Annotated in this window: 21 protein-coding genes; 11 read left to right on the forward strand and 10 right to left on the reverse strand. The window is 40.8% G+C overall.

Features of this window, described 5'->3' with window-relative positions; translation table 11 throughout:
- Positions 1 to 4: 4 nt before the first annotated feature.
- The 4 genes from N5852_RS14540 to N5852_RS14555 form a co-directional block, all read right to left on the reverse strand.
- Positions 5 to 772, reverse strand: a complete 768-nt coding sequence (locus N5852_RS14540; protein ID WP_262099890.1) for an ABC transporter ATP-binding protein — start codon at positions 770 to 772, stop codon at positions 5 to 7.
- The gene (locus tag N5852_RS14545) at positions 772 to 1,812 is read right to left on the reverse strand and encodes a branched-chain amino acid ABC transporter permease (RefSeq protein ID WP_262099892.1); all 1,041 of its coding nucleotides are present in this window, start codon (positions 1,810 to 1,812) and stop codon (positions 772 to 774) included. The genes N5852_RS14540 and N5852_RS14545 overlap by 1 nt, the downstream gene beginning before the upstream one ends.
- Positions 1,812 to 2,717 carry a branched-chain amino acid ABC transporter permease gene (locus N5852_RS14550; RefSeq protein WP_262099893.1) on the reverse strand — a complete coding sequence of 302 codons (906 nt, stop codon included), beginning with the start codon at positions 2,715 to 2,717 and terminating at the stop codon, positions 1,812 to 1,814. Before N5852_RS14550 ends, N5852_RS14545 begins: the two co-directional genes overlap by 1 nt.
- Positions 2,718 to 2,835: 118 nt before the next feature.
- Positions 2,836 to 3,960 (reverse strand): branched-chain amino acid ABC transporter substrate-binding protein, encoded by a 1,125-nt coding sequence (locus N5852_RS14555; RefSeq protein WP_262099895.1) that lies wholly within the window; start codon positions 3,958 to 3,960, stop codon positions 2,836 to 2,838.
- Between the two features lie 646 nt (positions 3,961 to 4,606).
- On the opposite strand from N5852_RS14555, the gene N5852_RS14560 reads away from it, so the two are divergent.
- The 3 genes from N5852_RS14560 (at position 4,607) to N5852_RS14570 (ending at position 7,367) form a co-directional block, all read left to right on the forward strand.
- A complete protein-coding gene (locus tag N5852_RS14560; protein ID WP_262099896.1) occupies positions 4,607 to 5,797 on the forward strand; it encodes a tetratricopeptide repeat protein in 1,191 nt (396 codons plus the stop codon).
- A 154-nt stretch (positions 5,798 to 5,951) separates the two neighbouring features.
- Positions 5,952 to 6,680 carry a barstar family protein gene (locus N5852_RS14565; protein ID WP_262099897.1) on the forward strand — a complete coding sequence of 243 codons (729 nt, stop codon included), beginning with the start codon at positions 5,952 to 5,954 and terminating at the stop codon, positions 6,678 to 6,680.
- The gene (locus N5852_RS14570) at positions 6,681 to 7,367 is read left to right on the forward strand and encodes a barstar family protein (protein ID WP_262099898.1); all 687 of its coding nucleotides are present in this window, start codon (positions 6,681 to 6,683) and stop codon (positions 7,365 to 7,367) included.
- Between the two features lie 170 nt (positions 7,368 to 7,537).
- Here the strand turns inward: N5852_RS14570 and N5852_RS14575 are convergent, their stop codons facing one another.
- Complete coding sequence (locus tag N5852_RS14575; protein WP_262099899.1) at positions 7,538 to 8,449, reverse strand: MBL fold metallo-hydrolase; 912 nt, start codon at positions 8,447 to 8,449, stop codon at positions 7,538 to 7,540.
- Between the two features lie 665 nt (positions 8,450 to 9,114).
- On the opposite strand from N5852_RS14575, the gene N5852_RS14580 reads away from it, so the two are divergent.
- The 6 genes from N5852_RS14580 (at position 9,115) to N5852_RS14605 (ending at position 16,698) form a co-directional block, all read left to right on the forward strand.
- Positions 9,115 to 10,992: a TRAP transporter large permease gene (locus N5852_RS14580; RefSeq protein ID WP_262099900.1), complete on the forward strand. Its 1,878-nt coding sequence runs from the start codon at positions 9,115 to 9,117 to the stop codon at positions 10,990 to 10,992.
- Between the two features lie 66 nt (positions 10,993 to 11,058).
- Entirely contained in the window at positions 11,059 to 12,069 is a 1,011-nt protein-coding gene (locus N5852_RS14585; protein WP_262099901.1) for a TRAP transporter substrate-binding protein, read from the forward strand.
- 197 nt (positions 12,070 to 12,266) lie between these two features.
- Positions 12,267 to 13,121 (forward strand): IclR family transcriptional regulator, encoded by an 855-nt coding sequence (locus N5852_RS14590; protein WP_262099902.1) that lies wholly within the window; start codon positions 12,267 to 12,269, stop codon positions 13,119 to 13,121.
- On the forward strand, positions 13,121 to 14,290 hold the full coding sequence (locus N5852_RS14595; RefSeq protein ID WP_262099903.1) for an acetyl-CoA acetyltransferase: 1,170 nt from the start codon (positions 13,121 to 13,123) through the stop codon (positions 14,288 to 14,290). Before N5852_RS14590 ends, N5852_RS14595 begins: the two co-directional genes overlap by 1 nt.
- The gene (locus N5852_RS14600) at positions 14,287 to 15,888 is read left to right on the forward strand and encodes an acyl-CoA synthetase (RefSeq protein ID WP_262099904.1); all 1,602 of its coding nucleotides are present in this window, start codon (positions 14,287 to 14,289) and stop codon (positions 15,886 to 15,888) included. The genes N5852_RS14595 and N5852_RS14600 overlap by 4 nt, the downstream gene beginning before the upstream one ends.
- A gap of 39 nt (positions 15,889 to 15,927) precedes the next feature.
- Positions 15,928 to 16,698, forward strand: coding sequence for an SDR family NAD(P)-dependent oxidoreductase (locus N5852_RS14605; protein ID WP_262099905.1), 771 nt, complete (start codon positions 15,928 to 15,930; stop codon positions 16,696 to 16,698).
- Between the two features lie 87 nt (positions 16,699 to 16,785).
- On the opposite strand, the gene N5852_RS14610 is transcribed toward N5852_RS14605, so the two are convergent.
- On the reverse strand, positions 16,786 to 17,307 hold the full coding sequence (locus N5852_RS14610; RefSeq protein ID WP_262099906.1) for an Lrp/AsnC family transcriptional regulator: 522 nt from the start codon (positions 17,305 to 17,307) through the stop codon (positions 16,786 to 16,788).
- A gap of 264 nt (positions 17,308 to 17,571) precedes the next feature.
- Here N5852_RS14610 and N5852_RS14615 point away from each other — a divergent pair, with 264 nt between their 5' ends.
- Positions 17,572 to 18,039, forward strand: a complete 468-nt coding sequence (locus tag N5852_RS14615) for a PPC domain-containing DNA-binding protein (RefSeq protein ID WP_410004276.1) — start codon at positions 17,572 to 17,574, stop codon at positions 18,037 to 18,039.
- A gap of 77 nt (positions 18,040 to 18,116) precedes the next feature.
- A complete protein-coding gene (locus N5852_RS14620) occupies positions 18,117 to 18,473 on the forward strand; it encodes a PPC domain-containing DNA-binding protein (protein ID WP_262100015.1) in 357 nt (118 codons plus the stop codon).
- A 28-nt stretch (positions 18,474 to 18,501) separates the two neighbouring features.
- Here the strand turns inward: N5852_RS14620 and N5852_RS14770 are convergent, their stop codons facing one another.
- The 4 genes from N5852_RS14770 to N5852_RS14635 all read right to left on the reverse strand — a co-directional run bounded on the left by N5852_RS14770 (position 18,502) and on the right by N5852_RS14635 (position 22,037).
- Positions 18,502 to 18,675, reverse strand: a complete 174-nt coding sequence (locus N5852_RS14770) for an Imm8 family immunity protein (protein WP_410004271.1) — start codon at positions 18,673 to 18,675, stop codon at positions 18,502 to 18,504.
- An 84-nt stretch (positions 18,676 to 18,759) separates the two neighbouring features.
- Positions 18,760 to 20,022, reverse strand: coding sequence for a NupC/NupG family nucleoside CNT transporter (locus N5852_RS14625; protein WP_262099908.1), 1,263 nt, complete (start codon positions 20,020 to 20,022; stop codon positions 18,760 to 18,762).
- A 112-nt stretch (positions 20,023 to 20,134) separates the two neighbouring features.
- Positions 20,135 to 21,073 carry a pseudouridine-5'-phosphate glycosidase gene (locus tag N5852_RS14630; RefSeq protein ID WP_262100016.1) on the reverse strand — a complete coding sequence of 313 codons (939 nt, stop codon included), beginning with the start codon at positions 21,071 to 21,073 and terminating at the stop codon, positions 20,135 to 20,137.
- Positions 21,066 to 22,037 (reverse strand): PfkB family carbohydrate kinase, encoded by a 972-nt coding sequence (locus N5852_RS14635; protein WP_262099909.1) that lies wholly within the window; start codon positions 22,035 to 22,037, stop codon positions 21,066 to 21,068. The genes N5852_RS14630 and N5852_RS14635 overlap by 8 nt, the downstream gene beginning before the upstream one ends.
- Between the last annotated feature and the right edge of the window lie 89 nt (positions 22,038 to 22,126).

Raw genomic sequence — 22,126 nt, forward strand, 5'->3', positions numbered from 1 at the left:
TAGATTATTCCTCTTCGCTAGCGCCTAGATAGGCCTCAATCACTCTTGGATTAACCCGAACTTCTTCCGGCTTTCCTTCGGCAATTTTGGAACCATATTCAAGCACAACAAGCTTATCGCAAATTTTCATAACCAGATTCATGTCATGTTCAATAAGCAAAATGGTGATACCACGTTGTTTAATTGCGCCAATCAGTTCAGTTAATTCAGCTGTTTCTTGATCATTCATACCGCCAGCTGGCTCGTCTAAAATCAAGATTTTAGGGTCAGAGGCGAGGGCACGAGCAATTTCCAACAAGCGTTGGTTACCATAAGAAAGATTACCAGCTTCATTAGCAAATTGCGCATCCAACCCAACAAAGGCAAGCTCCTGCATGCAGCGTTCAACCGCAGCAGCTTCTTCTCTTTGCATCATTGGCAAATGAAACATTGACGAAATCAAGCCAGATTTCATGCGGCAATGACGACCAGCAAGGACGTTTTCCAAGCAACTCATTTGTTGGAATAAACGAATATTTTGGAAGGTACGTGCAATACCGCTTTGCACAATTTTGTAAGGTGCATTGCCATTGTTTTTTTGGCCATTAAAAATGACCGAACCAGATGTTGGCGTGTAATTGCCGGTAATCAAATTGAAAACCGTTGTTTTACCAGCACCATTTGGGCCAATTAGGCCAAGCACCATTTGCTCTTCAACGTCAAATGATACGTCATTTACTGCCACAAGGCCGCCAAAACGCTTTGTGAGATTTTGTACAGATAAAAGGGTCATTATTTTTCTCCCACTTTATCTTGGCTGAAATTACGCTCGGATCGCTTAATGCCGCTCGCAAATTTACCTACCAGATCGCGTGCCTTATACCGGCGACGGCGTGGATGCATAATGCCTTGCGGACGCAAAATCATAATGATCATCATCATGGCGCCAAAAATTAGCATGCTCCAGTCGCCAAAGTTTTTGGTTAAAAAATCTTTGAAGCCAACCAATAAGAATGTAGCAATAACCACACCAATAATATTACCGCCACCAGCAAGTACAACAATCGCAAAAAGGACGATGGATTCATTGAAACCAAAAAGGCCTGGTGAAATGGTACGAATGAAAGGCGCATAAATAGCGCCTGCAATGCCGGCCCAAAATGCACCTACAGCAAAAGCAAGCAATTTATAGCGAACAATATTAATACCATTACCCGATGCAGCAACTTCATCATATTTGATATAGTTTAATGCACGGCCAAAACGCGAATGTTCCAAAAGATAGAATAACAAAGCTGTAAAAGCGACAAAAGCCCAAATCAACCAAAATTGCGAATATTGCGAAGTAAATTTGAAACCAAATAATTCAAAACGCTTAATTGCTGTAATACCGTTTGGACCTTGGGTTAGGCCAAAAATGTCATTAATCAATGCAATACGCAAGATTTCACCAATACCAATGGTGACCACCAAAAGATAATCACCGCGTAGGTGAATAACAGGAAGGATAACGAGTAAGGCAAAGGCGCCAGCAATACACGCAGCAATTGGCAATGTGTAGATAATTGGCAACCCCAAAGAGGTGTTAAGAATACCTGTAACATAAGCGCCAAGGGCAAAAAACGCGGCATGACCCATGTTAAACAGGCCAGTTTGGCCTAAAATAACATTGAGTGATAACGCCAATATCGCAAAAATACCAATCGTATTAAGCGTGCGCAACCAGTCATTTGCCCCATGTGAATTAAGCCAAAAACTTACTAAACTAAGTAGGATAAAGAAAAATATTCCGATCCAAAGCCCGATATATCTGTTGTTTTTTAATATTTCCATTAGACTTTATCCGCAACTCGTTCGCCCAGAATACCGGTCGGGCGAAAAATCAGAATGACAATAAGAACACCAAAGGCGATTGCGTCTTTCCAGCTACCTGAAATATAGCCGCCAGCAATTGCTTCGATAACTCCAAGTAATAGGCCGCCAATCATAGCGCCAGGAATATTACCAATGCCGCCAATAATTGCAGCAACAAAGGCCTTCAAGCCAAAAGCAAAACCCATCTCTGGATTAATTTGTCCGTAAAATAGCCCCATCAAAACACCAGCTGCAGCACCAAGCGCAGGACCGATGAAAAATACGAGTGAAATGATACGATTAACATTAATACCCATCAATTTTGCAGCGCCTTGATCAATTGCAACAGCGCGAATAGCTGTGCCCTGGCGCGTACGGTTGATAAACCAATAAAGAGCCATCATCAAAAGAACAGCAGTACCGAACATGATAAGGCGCTTTGCTGGTATATCCACACCAAAAATTGGGATATTGGGTAGGGTAATAAGATCAGCAGGATAAGATTGGCTTCTTGGTGAATAAATCAATTTCAAAGCATTTTCAAAAAAGATTGAAGCGCCAAAGGCCGAAACAACTGCGGCAAGCCGATTAGAATTGCGTAAGGGGCGATAGGCAACGCGCTCAAGTGCAACACCAATAACGCCAACACCGCAAGCGGCCATAATAATCAAAATCCACGGAATAATAAGTGGGCTGACATGGCCTTGTAAACCAAAGCTGACCAAAAGGGTGAAGCCAAAATAGCCACCAATTGTAAAAAGGTCACCATGGGCAAAATTGATAAGCCGTAATATACCATAAACCATGGTATAACCAAGAGCAATGAGCGCATAGATACTGCCAATGGCGAGACCATTGCTCAACTGGGTTAGGAAAACATCCATTCAATAAACTCCTCTTCCGTGCGTCAACAATTTGACGTGGAAGTATGAAAGAACCTGCCTTTTTGTAAAAGGCAGGTTTTGTATTAGAGGTCACCCTCTTTCATTTTAAAATTGCAAATTACTGCGGCTGAATGACAAATTTGCCGTTTTCATCAATTTCATAAAGGCGATAAAGGTCGCCAACGCGGTCACCTTTTTCGTTGAAAGAAATCTTGCCTGATAAGACGTCAACATCTTTAAGGTCATTATGAAGATAGTCGGCAATTGCTTCTGAATCTGTGCCTTTAGCTTTAATTGCATCTACAAGTGCAATCAAAGCATCGCCACCGGCGATAGACCAAATTGAGCCAGGCGCGCTACCATATTTTGCTTCATAAGATGCAAGGAAAGCTTTAGTGACTGGCGTGTCAAGATCTGCCGGCATAGGAGGGGAAACGAAACGGTAGCCTTTAGCTGCTGCATTACCAGCAATTTTGACGAGATCAACGTGGTTTGACGCATCACCGCCAATGATTGGCACATCCCAGCCCATTTCCTTCTTTTGGCGCAGCAAAAGACCAACTTCTGGATAATAGCCGGTGAAGAAGATAACATCAGGATTTTCGCTCTTGATTTTAGTCAAAACAACTGAATAGTCACTTTCGCCAGGTACCAATGCATCGAAAAATACAATGTCTTCACGTTTTTGCTTTTCAATTTCAGCTTTCAACTCATCAGCAAGTCCTTTTGCATAAGCAGTGCTATCATGCAAAATGGCTACTTTTTTAAAACCTAGCTTGTTAATGCTTTGTTCGGCAACGCGGCCCTGTTCGTCATCGCGAGGCGCGGTACGGAAAAAACGTTCATAGCCTTTTTCTGTAAGGCGGATAGAGGTTGAACCAGTACCAATTTGTACCACACCAGCTTCGTCATAAATATCTTGCGATGCTTCAGTAATTGCTGAACCGTAAGTGCCTATAACAGCTGGAACACCAGCAGTAACAAGGCGGGTTGCAGCCGTTGCAGCAGTCGCTGGCGTTGAGCCATCATCTTCAATAATTAACTTTATCTTGTCGCCATTAATACCACCTTTGGCATTAATGTCCTCGACCATCAATTCGATAATGCGCTTCATGTCTTGGCCTTCACTTGCGTAAGGCCCGGTCAAACCTGTCATCAAACCAATTTTGATATCTTCAGCATTGGCTTGTGCGGTAAAAAACAACGACGCGGTTGCGAGCGTGGCTAAAAGGAATTTTTTCATCCTTTATAATCCTCCGATTCTAAAAAAAAGACAATAAAACAAGCCCCTAAAACGGTTTCTTGCAAAATTAGGCATGAAAACGAGCTTAAGTTATTAAGAAATCTTTAATGGAATATGTCACAAATTGCAATTGCATTTCGACATTTTAAACAGATTTTGATAATATAGGACCAAATATAGAATAGTTCTTATATTGATTTTTATCTTTTAAAAAACCGATGTAAGTTTATTTAAATATTAAATAATTAAATAGTAATTTTATTTTTATACCTTTGAAATATTGTTGAATTTATATTTATAATATAATTTATCCAAATTAAATTAACATTTTATAGATATAAAATTTTATTTATAGATATTGGCGGTTTATAATAAGTTATACCAAATAATTACCATGTTAAATGAATATGCTCTTTGCTGTAAATTTATTTTCCCCAACTATTTCGTTTAATTAAATATCTTTCTTTTTTTAGATATTATTTTAATATTCTCATCAAATATATCAATACACCAATTATGTATTTTTGTTTATGCTAAAATATTGATATAAAAGTTCAAAAGGCGTCAATATATGCAGAAATATTTAAACAAAGTTTTTTTAAGAATTATATCGTTTGCATTTATGTTGCCAATCTTATGGTGCAACGTGATTTATTTTAAAAAAAATCTGTTTAGCTTTGTGTTGGTTTGCGGTCTCGTCAGTTCGCCGGTTTATGCACAAAAACAAGATAATGTTAACCAAAATATCGGCTCCATTGGGCAAACTGGCGTTACCCATTCAACAGTTTTAATGAACATTTTGCAGCTTGATGAAAGAGATAGTGCAATAAATGGCAAAATTCTCAGCTACAATTTTCGGTTTTTAGACGGTATTGACCCTGCGCATGAAACCATTGGTGATACGCCCTATGAGATATTTTTAGCTGAACTCTTTTTTGCAGATGTTTGGTTATCGATATATGTACCAGAAGATATCCCAAATGGAAATAATGAACTAACTTTGGTCATTTTGAAACAAACTTATTTTTATCTTGAACGACTTGGCGAGATTAAAGTTAAAGGCCGAACTTATGTTAGTGATTTATTTGGTTTAGGCATCAATGTTTCACAACAAAACATCAAACAAGCATTAGCGTGGACAGAAACTGCGGCTTGGCTTGGTTTGGAAAATGCTCAAATGGCATTAGCAGACTATTATGATCAGTTTGAAAATAATCAAGATTATTTGAAGGCTTATAAATGGCTGCTTATATTGGCAAATCGAAATAATAGGGAAGCACTTTATCGGCTTGGTACCTATTTTGAAGATGGGTTAGGTGTTCAAAAAGATCCTAAACGGGCCTTCTATTACTATGAAAAAGCAGCGAATGACGGTGAGGTTAAGGCGTATGGGAAACTTGCAATATTTTATGCAAAAGGTATCGGCGTTCGTAAAGATTTGCAATCTGCCTTTGAGTATTCTTTTTACGCCGCTCAAAAACGCGATACTGATAGCCAAGCTTATGTTGCTATGGCCTATTTAAATGGAGATGGTGTTGAGCAGAATGATGAACAAGCTTTGCTGTGGGGTAAACGTGCCGCGGATGATTTTCGCAAGAACTATCAATGCCTTTATGGCACAATGCTGTTTGATGGTCGTGGAACAAATCCAGAAAAGCTTGCAGGCTATACATTTTGTGAGGTGGCACATTTATTGAGTGATCGGACTGATGATAATATTGGAAATGAGCTAAAGCGCATGGCAAAAGAATTAAATGAAAGCGATATTAAAAAAGCAAAAGACATTGCAAAATCCTGCTATAAAGAAAGCTTTTATTCCTGCGCTAATCCATTTTAAATATTAATGCCGGCGCAGCCTTTTTGAAATAATGGTTTTGAATGTATAGAGGCTTTGAGAATTCTTACCATAGTTTATGGTTTTATGGATAGTTGCGATCAATCTTATATAACCTCACAAATGATAATTATGTAAAATATTAAAGAGTATCAAAATGGATATAGAGGATTGTCAGTTTAAATATGTTTTGGAATTGGATGAAATTGACCATCCGTCAATTAAGGCCGAATTTATAAGCAATATTTTTTCAATTTTTCATAATGAAAAAGTCTTTATCGTTTTAAATCCTGAGATCCCGATTGAGCAATTTTACAACCAGAGAATGGGATTATATTTTTATATTAATGATCTTTACATTTGTGAATATATCAATATCAAAACAATCGAAAAGTGTAATACTAGTTATATTTTAACCTATAATCATGTTGAAAAAGACCCGTTGAAAAGCGATTTATTCGACTTTGCTACTAATTTATATTTCAATTTTCATAATAGTGAACGAGTTTGGCAAAATTTTAATACCGTTGACAAGGTTAAATATCTTAGTGCTGTACCGTGGCGCAGCACTGATTATCCTAAAACTATTGTCATTGATGGCAATATTATTGATGGTTGCCTCGATTTTTACTGTGAAATAGGTTTTCTATTAAATCATAATCAATGGGCATATTTTGGATGGAATTTAGATGCGCTTAGTGATTGCCTCGATAGCTTGCCAAGAGACACAAAAATAATTTGGAAAAACTATGAACGGTCTCGCATATTAATTGACCAAGATTGTCAAAATTCAATGAGACTGGGTTTTTCACCAATGTTTTATGCGAATGCTGACGATATTTTTTATTTATTAAAAGAACATGTGGATGTTGAAAGGATCATTTAAGTGAACAGCATGCCGTATAAGTTCTACAAAATTGATCAAGCTGCGCCAATTATGTCCTGTCAAAATATCTTTGTTAAACAAACGAATAAAGATATTATTGTAGATATAATTATTAATAATTATAATATTCATGACCATTTCGATTTTAAAATTCACGATATTTTTTTAAAAAATGCAGATAAACCTTATGGCGAAAAAATTTTTCTTCATGTGATTGATGCTAAATACAATGGTAGCATTCTAATACTGCGCGTTAAAACCACAGATTTTAATCATCTTTTCATTGATGAATTTGGCAATGGTTTGCTCAAATTGTCGCCGACTGAACGTGTTTGGCAAAATAAGTCAGAAAAGTGGAAATTATACTATCTGATAAGTATCTATTCTTCATTTGGTTTTGTTGACGTGCAAAAACCCGAAATTATTATTGAAGGCGATAAGATTTTTAGTGAATTAGATTTTTTTTGTGAGGTTGGATTTTCCATTGGTCATCAATGGGCCTATATTGGCAATAACTATTATAACTTTCAGCATTTTCTTCATGCTTTGCCACAAGATATAAGATTTATATGGAAAAACTTCGATCTATCAAAAGCAAGGTTGAAGATTGAAAGTGTTACCGGAGAAAATGTAGTGGACTATATAGATAACTCTTTAAGAAATAAGCACAAAGTTATTTATGAATAGCTTTAGGATTATTTCTATAAAACACACAAAAATAACGGCAATCGGCAAGACGAAAAGTTTATTTAATTATATGCTTAAGGTTTCGCTTTTCGTCTTAAATATTTTGCTTCTTTGGCTTGGTTTTTTAAGTTAAAAAATTCTTGCACTAATTCTAACTTCAGCCATTAGGCCTATTTTGCTGGCCATTGACGCTCGCCTTTTATCACTTGCGCACTCATTTCTAAAGAAGTTTTACCTTCAAGGTCAAGATAGCGCTTTTCCATTGCTGCAATAAGCTCTTTACTGTTTTTGGCTTTTGCGGCTTCTTCTTCAAAGGCATTGATATAATCGCGTGTAAATTGAACTGATGCAAGGGTGAATGGCTTGCTGCCGTCCTTATTATCAATAAAATGACCTGGTACTACCATTTTGGGCTGTAAAGCTTCAATCTTATCAAGAATTTTTATCCAATTGCTTCTTGCTTCTTTACTTTGTGTATCTGCCATCCAAACATGTTCGTTCGCCAAAACAACGACACCGCCGATAACTGCTTTATTGTCTGCAATCCATAAGGTTGTGCGCTCAGGTGCTGGGCCATCAAGTCCAATAATTTTAATGTCGTGGCCGTCAAGGGTCAGTGTATCGCCTTCCAATGGCTGTGGAACAATTAAAGCTTTTGGCGCATTTTCTGCTAAAATATCTTTCCAAAAAGCCAATTTATCATCTTTGGTAGCCTCAATAAGAGCAACGGTTTGTGGGGTAGATAAAATTTTGGCATCAGGAAAAGCGGCTTTAATCGTTTCCAAACCAAAATAATAATCAGGATCGCTATGGCTGATAAAAATAGTTTTCAATGGTTTGCCAGTTGCTTTGATTTCTTCTACCAATTTGGTGGCATCAAGGGTCGAAAATTGCGCATCAATGAGCATCACTTCGCTTGGGCCGGTGATAATTTCAGAAGATACGGCAAAAATACCTTTATCGCCTGGGTTGTAAACTGATATGTCAAGGCCATTTTTATCGCTGGCATGGGCTGAAAAAGTGCAAAATAATGTGAAAGCTATTGCTATTACAGCGCCAAAAAATCGGTTAATAATGGTCATGCAAACGTCCTTTAAAGATTTGTTTGATTAGGATAAGCAAAACGTGTAGCAGTTTCATAAAAATCCGCGTCAAGCTTTATACATCAATAAACCAATAACCACAATTTTGTATTTTTTATCATTGCTGGATTTAATAGAAAAATATTTGTGCCATAAATAGTGTTGCAACAAAATATCCTTTTAAAATATGCCTCTTATAATTTTTTACAAAATGCAACTTTATATTCCTAGCAATTTTTTAAAAAATTTATCATCAAAATTATATAATAATAGATAAAACAAATGATAATTGCCGAAAATTCTGCTTCTATCAATGTAAAAGATCCATAATATGGACTATAAATATATTTAATTTTATCAATAATTGCCAAAATTTTAGTATAAATGCACTTTATTAGGCAATTTTTCTGGTTGCAAATTAAAATATTTAGGATAATACTAAAAATTAAGTGACTATAGGGTCCATATTATTGATAAAGTTGGTTGATGTTTTAAAAACCATTTTTAAGAAAATATAGGGCGCATTCGGGGAGGAGCCTGATTGATAGTCGCTGCCACATTGGAGGAGTTCCCTTGGCATCTATATCGGTGGAGCGATAGAGATAAATAGGGGGTATGGCAGTATTATGTATTGTTGGAGCAATACATAATTGGGAGGAATTTATATGCCATCATCTGGACAGCATAGTCTTGAGCAAAATCAGCAGAAATCTAAATTAGCATTATGGGCTAGTCACGTTGAAAAATGGCTTGCGCATATGGTAGAAATTCCGGTGGCTATTCTCGTCGCGATTGAAATTATTATCCTTTTTGCCGGTGTTGTGGCCCGTTATATATTTCACAAACCCATTTTGTGGAGTGACGAGCTTGCATCCATTTTGTTTGTTTGGCTTGCGATGCTTGGTGCAGCTATTGCATTTCGCCGTGGTCATCACATGCGTATGAATGCGCTTGTTGTTAAATTTAATGAACAAGGGCGTGCTTTTTGTGATGTTTTGGCAATTGTTTCGGGGCTGGTATTTTTCGTCTTAATCATTCCCCATGCGTTTGAATATGCCGAGGAAGAAGCCTATATTACCACCGCTGCGCTTGGTTTACAAAATTCTTGGCGCGCTGCTGCTTTAGTGGTGGGGTTTGTTATTATGTTTGTGTTTGCTATTTTGCGTCTATTGCAGCAAAAACAACCTAAGCTGGTATTTTCGGCGCTAGCGCTTTCTGCCGTTATTATTGGCATATTCTGGTTATTGCAACCGGTGCTTTTTAATCTTGGCAATATTAATTTGGTTATTTTCTTTGTTGGCGGCGTTGCAGTTTGTGTGCTGTCTGGCATTCCTATTGCTTTTGCTTTTGGCCTAGCAACTTTTGGCTATCTTGCTTTGACAACCCGCACACCATTGCTGGTTCTTGCTGGCCGTATTGATGAAGGCATGAGCCATAGTATCCTTTTAGCGGTGCCTTTGTTTATTTTCCTTGGCATGCTCATTGAAATGACCGGTATGGCGAAAGCAATGGTAACTTTTTTGGCCAATTTGCTGGGCCGTGTACATGGTGGCCTACAATATGTGCTTATTGGCGCCATGTATCTTGTGTCGGGTATTTCTGGTGCTAAGGCTGCTGATATGGCCGCGGTTGCACCAGTGCTTTTTCCCGAAATGAAAAAACGCGGTGCGCAAGAGGGCGACCTTGTTGCACTTTTAGCAGCAACCGGCGCCCAAACCGAAACTGTACCGCCATCTATTGTGCTGATTACTATTGGGTCTGTGACGGGTGTTTCAATTGCGGCCTTGTTTACTGGTGGTATTTTACCCTCTATCGTCCTTGGCATTATGTTGTGCTTTGTGGTGTGGTGGCGCTATCGGCATGAAGATTTAAGCTTTGTGCAAAAAGTTGCAAAAAAAGAAATCCTAATCAGCTTTTTTATCGCTTTTCCTGCTATTGCTTTACCTTTTATCATTCGCGCAGCGGTGATTGAGGGGGTAGCAACCGCCACCGAAGTTTCAACCATTGGTGTGGTCTATTCTATTCTTGCCGGTCTTTTCATTTATCGCCGTTTTGATTGGCGTCGCTTAAAGCCCATGCTGGTGGACACAGCATCGCTATCGGGAGCCATTTTGTTAATTATTGGCTGCGCGACTGGTATGGCTTGGGGGCTTACACAATCTGGTTTCTCGCGGGCTTTAGCTGATGTGATGATTGGTTTACCAGGTGGTGCGACAACTTTTATGATCGTGTCGATTTTTGCCTTTATTATTCTTGGTTCGGTTTTGGAAGGTATTCCAGCTATCGTTCTGTTTGGCCCATTATTATTCCCGATTGCACATCAAGTTGGCATTAATGAGGTGCAATATGCAATGGTTGCCATTCTATCCATGGGTATTGGACTTTTTGCACCGCCTTTTGGTGTTGGTTATTATAGCGCTTGTGCGATTGCTCGTGTTGATCCCGTCAAGGGTATGAAGCCAATTGTCGCCTATCTTTTTGCGCTATTCATCGGCATTCTTTTGGTGGCATTTATACCGTGGATTTCCACCGGCTTTCTCTAAGCAAAGTTAAAAATTACAAACGCAAATATTTTATCGGTTTAGCTTATCATGAAAAGGGAGATATCCATGATTACGCGTCGTAAATTATTACAAGTTGGTGCTTTATCGGCAGGCATGTTGGCGGCGCCCCATATTGCCCGCGCCCAAAGAGCTGAATATTCTTATAAATATGCCAATAATTTGCCCCTTTCCCACCCAATGAATGTAAGGGCAATGGAAGCGGCAGAACGGTTAAAACAAGAAACCGATGGGCGTTTTGAATTAAAAGTTTTTCCAAGCAACCAGCTTGGATCGGATACGGATATGTTAAGTCAGGTTCGCTCTGGCGGCATTGAATTTTTTACCATGTCGGGGATTATTTTATCAACGCTGGTACCAGTTGCTGCGATTAATTGCCTTGGCTTTCTTTTCCCCGATTATCCAACCGTTTGGAAAGCGATGGATGGTGATCTTGGTGCCTATATTCGCCAAGCCATTATGAAAGCCAATTTGATGCCAATGGATAAGGTTTGGGATAATGGTTTTCGCCATACGACAACGTCAACCATACCAATCAACAAGCCTGAAGATTTTAAAGGCATGAAGATACGCATTCCAGTGAGCCCAAGCTTTACGTCATTATTCAAGGCACTTGGCGCCGCACCCGTTGGTATGAATTTTGCCGAGGTCTATTCTGCTTTGCAAACCAAAGTGATTGATGCGCATGAAAATCCGTTGCCGGTTATTTCAACTGCAAAGCTTTATGAAGTTCAAAAATATTTATCATTAACTACCCATAGCTGGGATGGCTATTGGTATTTAGCCAATAGTCGTGCTTGGCGAGCATTACCTGATGATTTGAAAGAAGTTGTTGCCAAAAACATCAATCAGGCCGGTTTAGATATGCGAAATGACGTGCAATCCATGACCACCCATCTTGCCAAGGATCTTGAAGACAAAGGCATGATTGTGAACAGCGTTGATACAAAGCTTTTCCGTGATGCCATTCGCCAAACTGATTTCTATTCCTATTGGAAAGGTCAATATGGAGAAGAAGCTTGGTCCTTGTTAGAACAATATACCGGCAAGTTGGTTTAAGGCCGTTTACGCTTTTTAAAAATGCGGTGATTTTATCGCCGCATTTTTGACCCTTATAAAAGTCGTTAAAATGCTTTTGCTAAAAATTATATTTTGCAGCGTCCCTTGCAAAAGGGCGAGACGATAGTTTGCGGCCATTTAAAAGGCCGCGTTAAGCGGTTGTTTTATTATAGATAACCAAATGGAAAGCATTGAAAATGGAAAACAGTGCAAAAAAAGACGGTACCCAAAGCATAGAACGTGCCTTGCAAGTTATGCAATTGGTGGCTAGTGCTGGACAAGATGGTATCAGGCTTACCGATATTATCAAGGAAGCGGATTTGCATAAGCCGACAGTGCGCCGGCTGCTTATTGCGCTTATCCGTTCTGGCATGGTTGAGCAAGATAGCGGCAATAAGCGGTATTTTATTGGCCCGGAAGCCTTTTTGCTGGGGCTTGCTGCCGGTTCACGCTTTAGTCTTCATCAATTGTCGATTGGCAGCTTGATGCGGCTTGCAAAGGCGAGCGGTGATAGCGTATTTGTCTCAGTCCGCCGCAATAATTTTTCAGTTTGTCTCCATTGCGAGGAGGGGGCTTTTCCCATTCGCACACAGGTTTTAAAACCCGGTGATCGTCATCCTCTTGGCATTGGGGCAGGTAGTCTTGCGATGCTTTCTGCCCTTGGTGATGATGATATTGCGGCAATTATTGACCAAAATCAGGCCATATTACGCGATTCATATCCAAATTATAGCAATGAAATTATTTGGCGCGGTGTCGAAGAAACACGAAAAAATGGCTATGCCTTTAATCCTGGTATTTTAATGCCCGGTTCGTGGGGGATGGGGCTTGCTGTTAACGATGCGCAAGACCAACCCCTTGGTGCTATTTCAATTGCTGCTATTGAAAATCGCCTTGATGATGCGCGAAGGGCAGAGCTTTTACCGCTTTTGCGTGAAGAAGTGGCCATTATTACTGCGGCTCTACGTTCGCAGCGTCATCTTAAAAGTCATAAAAAACTGCAAGATCAAGATCAAATTCAGCCATTCATCAATCATAGAAAGGTTTCCTAATGACCAAAGCTTGTATCATTGGTTATCATCATAGTCCCTTTGGAAAGTTGGAAGACCCCGACACCGAAAGCCTCATGGCAAGGGTTTCTGGTGCGGCATTACAGCATGCCGGTGTTGAGCCACAAGAGGTAGATGGCATTTATGTCGGGGTTATGAATTCAGGCTTTTCCAAACAAGATTTTCAAGCCGGCCTTGTTGCACTTGCCGATGAACGCCTTAGCTATACGCCAGCGACAAGGATGGAAAATGCCTGCGCTACAGGGTCGGCAGCTTTGCATAGTGCTCTTGATTTTATTGAATCTGGCCGTGGGCGGATTGCACTTGTGGTGGGCGCTGAAAAAATGACAGCAAAGCCAACAGCGGAAGTTGGCGATATATTGCTTAATGCCTGCTACCGCAAGGAAGAAGCTGATATTGCAGGTGGTTTTGCTGGCGTTTTTGGCACAATTGCGCAAAACTATTTCCAGCGTTATGGCAACCGATCAGAAGAACTAGCTCTGATAGCTGCTAAAAACCATGCCAATGGTGTTAGCAATCCATTTGCCCAAATGCGTAAAGATTTAGGCTTTGAATTTTGCAATACTGTATCAGATAAAAATCCGCTGGTTGCTGGCCCTTTACGCCGTACTGATTGCTCGCTTATTTCTGATGGTGCTTGCGCCATTATCCTTGCTGATGCGGACACAGCCCGCAGTATGCAGCGTGCTATTCGTTTTCGCGCACGCAGCCACCGCAATGATATTATGCCGCTATCAAGGCGTGATCCAATTGCCTTTGAAGGCGCTCGCAAGGCTTGGCATGATGCGCTTGCCACCGCCAATATGAGCCTTGATGACCTACAATTGGTTGAAACCCATGATTGCTTCACCATTGCCGAGCTTATTGAATATGAAGCTATGGGGCTTGCAAAACCGGGCGAGGGCTACAAGGTGGTGCGCGAGGGCATTGCTCGTAAAGATGGCCGCCTACCGATTAATCCCTCCGGTGGCTTAAAGTCCAAAGGCCATCCTGTCGGAGCAACAGGGGTTTCAATGCATATTCTTGGCGCAATGCAATTGCTGGGTGAAGCGGGTAATATGCAAATTGCCAATACCAATGCGGCTGGCATTTTTAATATGGGCGGCGTCGCCGTTGCCAATTATGTTTCAATTCTTGAGAGGTTAAAATGAGCACATTTGCACCAAAGGGCGGCGTTATACCCTGCAGCAAACGCGTTATGAATCTTTCGCATTTTTTGGCACAAGCAGCAAGGCGCTTTGCTAGTGATATTGGTTTTGTTCATGGTGAGCAAATTTTGTGCTGGCAAGAGATTAATGCGCGGGTTGATGCTATGGCCGTCGCGCTTAGTAAATTAGGGATCAGCAAGGGTGATCGCATTGTCGTGCAATCGCAAAATTGTTTGCAAATGTTTGAAACAATGTTTGTTTGCTTTCGCCTTGGTGCGGTTTGGGTGCCAACAAATTTTCGGCAAACCGCCGATGAAGTGGCCTATCTTGTGGAGGCGAGTGGCGCTAAGGCAATGATTTGCAATAGCGATTTTCCAGATCACGTCATTGCGGCAAAGGCGGCGACACCGAGCCTTGATATTATTATTGAGATCGGCGAGGGGCATTTTGCTCCGTCTTATGATCGGCTGGTTGCACAATATTTGGGTGAAAAATTTCTGCCCTGCGATGTCGAGCATGATGATCCTTGTTGGTTTTTCTTCACCTCGGGTACGACAGGGCGGCCAAAGGCCGCTGTGCTTACCCATGGTCAAATGGGCTTTGTGGTCACCAATCATCTTTGTGATTTAATGCCTGCAACAACAAATCATGATGCTTCACTTGTGGTGGCGCCTTTGTCGCATGGCGCAGGAATACATCAACTTGTCAATACGGCGCGCGCGGTAAAAACTATTCTACCGTGTAGTGAAAGATTTGATGCCAATGAAATTTGGCAATTGGTGCAAAAATGGCAAGTGAGCAATATTTTTACAGTGCCAACCATTACCAAAATGATGGCTGAAGCACCAAGCTTAGATCATTATGATCATTCTTCCCTGCGCTATGTGATTTATGCCGGTGCGCCAATGTATCGTGAAGATCAAAAATTTGCCTTGCGCAAATTGGGTAAAGTCTTAGTGCAATATTTTGGCCTTGGTGAAGTGACTGGCAATATTACTGTTTTACCGCCTGCTTTGCATGACGTTGAAGATGGTGACCATGTTAAAATTGGCACTTGCGGCATTGAGCGCACCGCGATGCAGGTGCAAGTACAAGATGATAATGGCAAGGAATTAGCGCCTTTTGAAACCGGTGAGATTTGTGTTTGCGGCCTCGCCGTTTTTGCTGGCTATTATAATAATGATGATGCCAATGCTAAAGCATTTCGCCATGGCTGGTTTCGCACTGGTGATCTTGGCCATATGGATGAACAAGGCTTTCTTTATATCACGGGACGAGCGTCCGATATGTATATTTCGGGAGGTTCCAACGTATATCCGCGTGAGATTGAAGAAAAATTATTAACCCATCCCGATATTGATGAAGTAGCGATTTTAGGTATTCCTGATGCCAAATGGGGCGAAGTTGGTATTGCAATTTGTGTCGCGCATAAGGGATGCATTATTGATGAAAGCGCAATTATCAGCTTTTTAGAACCAAAAATCGCACGCTATAAATTACCAAAAAAAGTGCTGTTTTGGGAAAGTTTGCCAAAATCAGCTTATGGCAAAATTACCAAAAAAATGGTGCGCGAAGTGTTGGAGCAGCGCGGCGAAATATAATGCATTACAAAATAACCAAGAAAATAAGAAAGGGACAAAATGTCTGATAAGGGAACAATTATTGTAACGGGTGGGGCGGCTGGTATTGGCTTTGCGATTTGTGAGCAATTGCTCGCGCAGGATTGGACGATTATTGCGGCCGATATTAATGAAAATGCAATTGAAGCGGCAAGGCAAGCTTTTGAGACAAAATTTGGTGAAAAGGCAAAGCAAATTCGCTTTGAACGATTAAATGTTGCCGATGAAAACAACATGGTGCAACAAGTCGCTTTATGGGCGGCAAGCGCGTCGCCTCTGCGTGGTCTCGTCAATTCGGCGGGGATTGGCGCCGATATTCCTGCGCTTGAAACAGGTGTTGAAAAATTCCGGCAAATTCTTGACATTAATCTCATCGGCTCGTTTGTTATGAGCCGCGAGGTTGCGAAAGTTATGCAAAAAACGGGTGGTGGTTCTATCGTTAATATTGCTTCAGTGTCGGGTATTACCGGTAATCTTGGTCGCACCGCCTATGGCGCTTCAAAAGGCGCGGTTATCCAAATGTCACGTATTTTGGCGGTAGAATTTGCCCCCTTTAAAATCCGCGTTAATAGCGTGTCGCCTGGGCCAATAGAAACAGCAATGGCTAAAATGATGCATACAGATGAAGCACGCAAAAGTTGGACTGATCGGGTGTTGCTCCATCGCTATGCCGAACCTTATGAAGTGGCAGGTGCTGTTACATTTTTGCTTGATGAGGAAAAGTCGAGCTATATTACGGGACAAAATCTTGCTGTTGATGGCGGTTTTACCATTGGTGGTATTATTGACTAGGGCTTGAACATTTTGCAAAATGATGTGGCGGTTTTGTCCTTGTAAAAAGCCAAAACCGCCTTTTTATGTTACAAACATGCGCTAGGCTTATGATCCTAATGGCCATTCAACCGGGTCAATCGAATGGTTTTGTTTTAATGCCCGCAAAGCGAAAGTCGAACGTGATTGACGAACGCCGCCAATGCCATAAAGCTTTTCGCGTAAAAATACTTCAAAATGTTCAGTACCCGATACCACAGCTTTGACAAGATAATCATATTCGCCAGCAACAAGATAGGCTTCCAAAACCTCTGGTATTCTTGCCAAATGGTCACCAAAGCGTTCAAGAATGGTTTCATCATGACGATCAAGCGTAATTTCAATAAAAACAAGGTCCTTCATGCCGATGGATTTTGGATCAATCATCGCGCTATAACCACTAATAACCTCCATCGTTTCAAGACGCTTTACCCGTGACCAACAAGGCGATTGTGACAGGCCAACCTTTTGTGCAAGCTCGGCCATGGAGATGCGGCCATTAAGCCGCAAGGCCGATAATATTTTTTTGTCCATAAAATCAATTTTAGGATCCAACTTATCTTTGTTGGCGACAGATTTTTTGTTCTTCATAATGGCAAGTTCCCCTAAAAATGTTCTGCTTACTTGCGTTTACACCCCATAAATAAGCAAGATTTTCTTTTAAAATACAACTATATTCAAATCATGCCAAATAATAAAAACCGGTTTAGCCGCGAATAAAATGGGCATTAAGTCTTTGATCGACAATACTGTGTTCACAACTTTTGGAGGAGGGTTTCAGTGAAGGCAATTATTACATCGCAATTTCCCCGTCCGCGCACTTTACGCCATAAAGGTGCATTTGATCCCGTTCGCATAAAAAGCGCTCATGCAACGTCCTCACGCCATATAAGACTAAGTTTGCAACCGGAAAAATCACTTTATCAAGGCTTGGTAGAACCCCTTGCACAACTTGGTATTAAATCGGTGTCAACCACCATATTGGGCGGTTATTTTTTAAAACTAGATTATTGTGTTGCCCCACCTGATCCAAGCAAACAAGCAGTTATTGCCTATACAAAACCAATACATGCGGGTGAAGCCTATATGGTATTTGGCAATGCAACCCTTGGATTTGGTCTTGATGATAAACCACTTGTTCATTGTCATGCTTCATTGCGCACGCAATCGGGCGATGTGAAAGGTGGCCATATATTGACGGAAACCTCCATTGTCGGGCCGTTTCCTATTTCAGTATTGGTGACATCTTTTGAAGGATTTGAACTGCGGCAAGCTTTCGACCCAGAAACCAATATTGCGCTATTGCAGCCCTATACTGCTTGAACATCATAAAGGTTATGAAAATGAGTGCAACTTTGATGAATGATAATATTGAACAAACCTATGTTGAAAGCGGCAAGATGGGCCGTGTCGCCTATGCACGTATTGCCCCTAATGAAGATTTGGTACAGGGCATTGAAAAATTATGTCTTGCACAAGGTTTTCGGAATGCATTTGTGCGCGGCGCTTTGGGCAGCCTTGTTGATGCTTGCCTTGGCACGATTGATGGTAATTACCAAAAAATATCAGGGCCAGCGGTAGAAATTGTCAGCATTGCTGGTGAAGTACGTGAACAGCCGGATAATTCGCTTCAAGCATCATTAACTGGAGTGGTTGCCGATACCGATGGAAATGTTTTTGGTGGACCGTTTATTGCTGGCTCTAACTATGTTTGTATGACCTTTGAAGTGACAATTGAGGAATGGCTGCCCGATTAATAACAGCAGCAGTATAATGATCTTGCAATTATAGAGGTGTACAAACTTCTATATCAAAGCATTCCTTGCTTTTATCATCTTTGGGTCCAATGATGGCCTGAAGTAGAAAGGCAAAACTGTTTTCATTTTCGGGCCTATAGTTTGGCAAATCAAAAATGCTGGGACTATGTAATGCTTTTAATACTGCCTGCACAATATTCACCCCATTGCGATTATAAGATCAAAAGGCCAAGTATTAGCTTGGCCTTTTGTTTTAACTGCGTAATTAGGCTCTCGCCCGATTAATTTAAACAGCTATTGATAAGAAGAGACCGGCAATGGTCGCGCTCATCAAATTGGATAGGGTTGCAGCAAAGAGAGCGCGTAGCCCTAATTGTGCAATTAATGAAATACGCTCTGGCGCAACGGCAGAAAACGCACCAATAATAACACCAATTGAACCAAAATTGGCAAAACCACAAAGCGCAAACGACACAATGGCAATAGAGCGCGGATCGGTTAAAACTGCTGTTGCCTGCATGGTTTGTAATTCGGTATAGGCGACAAATTCATTAATAACCAATTTTTGGCCAATTAAGCTGCCAACACTACCAGCATCTGGCCAGCTAACACCCATAATATAAGCAAGCGGTGAAAAAATATAGCCAAGCAGGCCTTGAATTGTTACCCCTTCATAACCGATCCAAGGGTGGCTAGCAATCGCGCCAACAATACCGTTTAATAAAGCAATCATCGCAACAAAGGTCATCACAACTGTTGCTACACCTGCTGCAATTTTTAAACCAGTTAAAGCACCATTAGCCAAAGCTTCAATAATAGTCTTGGCTGGCGCTTCAGAAAATTCAAGATTATCAAATGTGACAACAGATTCTTCTGTAGCTGGGCTTAAAAGCCGTGCAAATAAAATACCACCGGGTATAGCCATTAAGGATGCTGCAAGCAAATACTTGATTGGTATGCCAACGCCGGCATAAGCAATGAGCATTGCACCGGCAATAGATGCCATACCACTTACCATAGCGGTAAATAATTCATTGCGGTTTAATTGCTTAACAAAAGGCTTAACGGCAGCAGGAATTTCATTTTGACCTAGAAAAATAGTGGTCACCGCAATAAAAGATTCAATCTTAGAAATTTTAAGCGCTTTTTGGAATAAACCGCCTAAAACTTTGATCAGCAACCCCATAATGCGCAGATAATACAGGATAGAAATCAATGATGTTACAAAAATAACCGCTGGCAATACGCGAAATGCAAAAATATAACCATAATTGCCAAAAGTGGCCTTCATTGGCGCATCTTGAGCTAATCCACCAAACATGAAGACCGCACCAACATCGCTATAATCCATCACCGCTTTGATACCGCGTGCGGCAAATTCCAGAGCTCTTTGCCCAGCTGGGACATAAAGCATGATGCCACCCAGCACTACTTGAAGAAGAAATGCAGCAATAATCGTTCGGTAGCTGAGTTTTGCTTTATTATTACAAAATAAAAAGCCAATAAACAGCAAGAACATCATGCCGATAACACTGCGGATTATGTCCATATTATTTCCCTCTATTTTAAAGTGGCACAGGTGCACAACTATGCCAAAAGCTTGTTTTGCTTAATGTTTTTTTAAATTTTAAAAAGGCATTAAGCAAAAAAAAATTGAATGATTAAGCGCTGATTAACTGGTATTCTTTAGCAATATTTGCAGCTAAAATTGCATTATTGAAAACCAGCTCAATGTTAGATTTTAAGCTATCACCGCCGGTTAGTTCATTAACGCGGGCAAGTAAGAATGGCGTACTATCCTTACCAATAACGCCTTGTTCATCAGCTTCTTTTACTGCTTGGTCAATAGCTGCAGCAATGCGCTCTTCTGGCATTGCAAATTGCTCGGGAATTGGGTTGGCAATCACCGCGCCGCCCTCAAGACCAATTTGCCATTTGACAAAAAGTGCTTTGGCAATGTCTTTTGCGCTATCTAATTGAATACTGGTTTCAAAGGGACTTGTACGGGTGAAAAAAGCTGGTAAGGATTTGGTTTTATAACCAATAAGCGGCACGCCAAAGGTTTCGAGATATTCTGTGGTTAATCCTAAATCAAGAATGGATTTTGCACCTGCACAAATAACCGCAACATTGGTTTTAGCTAGTTCTTGCAAATCGGCTGAAATGTCAAAGCTTGCTTCTGCGCCGCGATGTACACCGCCAATACCGCCCGTTGCAAAAACCTTAATGCCTGCCATAGCTGCAATAATCATGGTAGAAGCAACTGTTGTTGCACCATTTAAACCACCAGCAACAATGAAAGGCAAATCGCGGCGGCTGACTTTAGCAACCTTATGGCCTTCACGGCCTAAAAGCTCAATTTCTTCGCGCGATAGGCCAACTTTCATTTTACCAGCAATGATGGCAATGGTTGCAGGGACTGCACCATTGGCACGCACGGTTTCTTCCACTTTTAATGCTGTTTGCGCATTTTGCGGAAAAGGCATGCCGTGAGAAATAATCGTTGATTCCAAAGCAACAATCGGCGCATTGGCGGCAAGCGCTGCCTTTACTTCGTCTGAGATGACAAGAAATTCATCAGAAATAGCAACCTTAGGCATCATAGACATGGGATAACTCCAAGTAGTTTAAAACATTTTTGAATGATAGATCTGGATTATTAGTAAATTGACTTTTTAAGGCCATGGAAGCGCAGCCTTGGGCAAAATGAACGGCTTTGGATAAGGGCATATTTTGCAGTTTACAAGCAACAAGCCCTGCCATCATGGCGTCGCCTGCGCCAGTAACATTGACAATATCCGTTTTGATAATCGGCAACCAGCCATTAGCACCATTTTTTTCGCTGTAAAATACCCCCAATTGGCCAGCACTGAGCACAAGGTTTTGCAAGCCTTGTTTGTGGAACCAATCGGCAATTTTAAATGCATCATTTTGTTGATGAAATGCTATATTGCTTAAGGTTTGCGCTTCTAATAAATTGGGTTTTAAGGTGTTAATATTGGCTAAAAGATTTTGAATTTTAGTGCATTTATGCGCTGACACAGTATCGACAAAAATAGTTGGCAAGTTTTTTTGGTTTAACAGCCAATTAAGGCTTGTTTGCTCCAAATTGCAATCGACCACCACAATATTCGCAGCTTTTATCGCATCCATATGGCTTGCAATCATGGTTTCATCAATGCGGCGAACAATATCCATGTCATTAATAGCAATAACCATTTCGCCGTGTTCATCAAGCACCGAGAGATAGGTTGAGGTGTTTTCACCATCAAAACGCATGACGCGCGTCATGTCAACGCCAACTTGCGCAGTTGTTTTTACGATATTATCGCCATAAACATCATTGCCAACTGCCGAGATAAGAGAAATATCGACACCTAAAAGCGCGAGATTATGAGCGATATTGCGGCCAACGCCGCCCGAACTATAGCTAATTTTACCCGGATTTGAATCACTTTTCTTTGGCGGTTGATGAGAACGGCCAGCAATATCAATATTAACTGATCCAATAATAATCACATGGTTCTTTTTTTGCGAGGCTAAATGGTTATTCTCATTATCCATATCAAACAGCCAAATCTGAATTGTTTCATTTCTATCTAAACTTTATAGCAAAACTTACTATATTTACTATTGGTCAAAATGCTATTATC

Source organism: Bartonella sp. HY328, assembly GCF_025449335.1.
Classification (GTDB): Bacteria; Pseudomonadota; Alphaproteobacteria; order Rhizobiales; family Rhizobiaceae; genus HY038.

Bases quoted from the DNA above. Each gene is read 5' to 3' on its own strand.
- N5852_RS14540 (WP_262099890.1), bottom strand. From the start codon at position 772: ATGACCCTTTTATCTGTACAAAATCTCACAAAGCGTTTTGGCGGCCTT.
- N5852_RS14545 (WP_262099892.1), bottom strand. From the start codon at position 1,812: ATGGAAATATTAAAAAACAACAGATATATCGGGCTTTGGATCGGAATA.
- N5852_RS14550 (WP_262099893.1), bottom strand. From the start codon at position 2,717: ATGGATGTTTTCCTAACCCAGTTGAGCAATGGTCTCGCCATTGGCAGT.
- N5852_RS14555 (WP_262099895.1), bottom strand. From the start codon at position 3,960: ATGAAAAAATTCCTTTTAGCCACGCTCGCAACCGCGTCGTTGTTTTTT.
- N5852_RS14565 (WP_262099897.1), top strand. From the start codon at position 5,952: ATGGATATAGAGGATTGTCAGTTTAAATATGTTTTGGAATTGGATGAA.
- N5852_RS14575 (WP_262099899.1), bottom strand. From the start codon at position 8,449: ATGACCATTATTAACCGATTTTTTGGCGCTGTAATAGCAATAGCTTTC.
- N5852_RS14580 (WP_262099900.1), top strand. From the start codon at position 9,115: ATGCCATCATCTGGACAGCATAGTCTTGAGCAAAATCAGCAGAAATCT.
- N5852_RS14585 (WP_262099901.1), top strand. From the start codon at position 11,059: ATGATTACGCGTCGTAAATTATTACAAGTTGGTGCTTTATCGGCAGGC.
- N5852_RS14590 (WP_262099902.1), top strand. From the start codon at position 12,267: ATGGAAAACAGTGCAAAAAAAGACGGTACCCAAAGCATAGAACGTGCC.
- N5852_RS14595 (WP_262099903.1), top strand. From the start codon at position 13,121: ATGACCAAAGCTTGTATCATTGGTTATCATCATAGTCCCTTTGGAAAG.
- N5852_RS14600 (WP_262099904.1), top strand. From the start codon at position 14,287: ATGAGCACATTTGCACCAAAGGGCGGCGTTATACCCTGCAGCAAACGC.
- N5852_RS14605 (WP_262099905.1), top strand. From the start codon at position 15,928: ATGTCTGATAAGGGAACAATTATTGTAACGGGTGGGGCGGCTGGTATT.
- N5852_RS14610 (WP_262099906.1), bottom strand. From the start codon at position 17,307: ATGAAGAACAAAAAATCTGTCGCCAACAAAGATAAGTTGGATCCTAAA.
- N5852_RS14620 (WP_262100015.1), top strand. From the start codon at position 18,117: ATGGGCCGTGTCGCCTATGCACGTATTGCCCCTAATGAAGATTTGGTA.
- N5852_RS14625 (WP_262099908.1), bottom strand. From the start codon at position 20,022: ATGGACATAATCCGCAGTGTTATCGGCATGATGTTCTTGCTGTTTATT.
- N5852_RS14630 (WP_262100016.1), bottom strand. From the start codon at position 21,073: ATGCCTAAGGTTGCTATTTCTGATGAATTTCTTGTCATCTCAGACGAA.
- N5852_RS14635 (WP_262099909.1), bottom strand. From the start codon at position 22,037: ATGGATAATGAGAATAACCATTTAGCCTCGCAAAAAAAGAACCATGTG.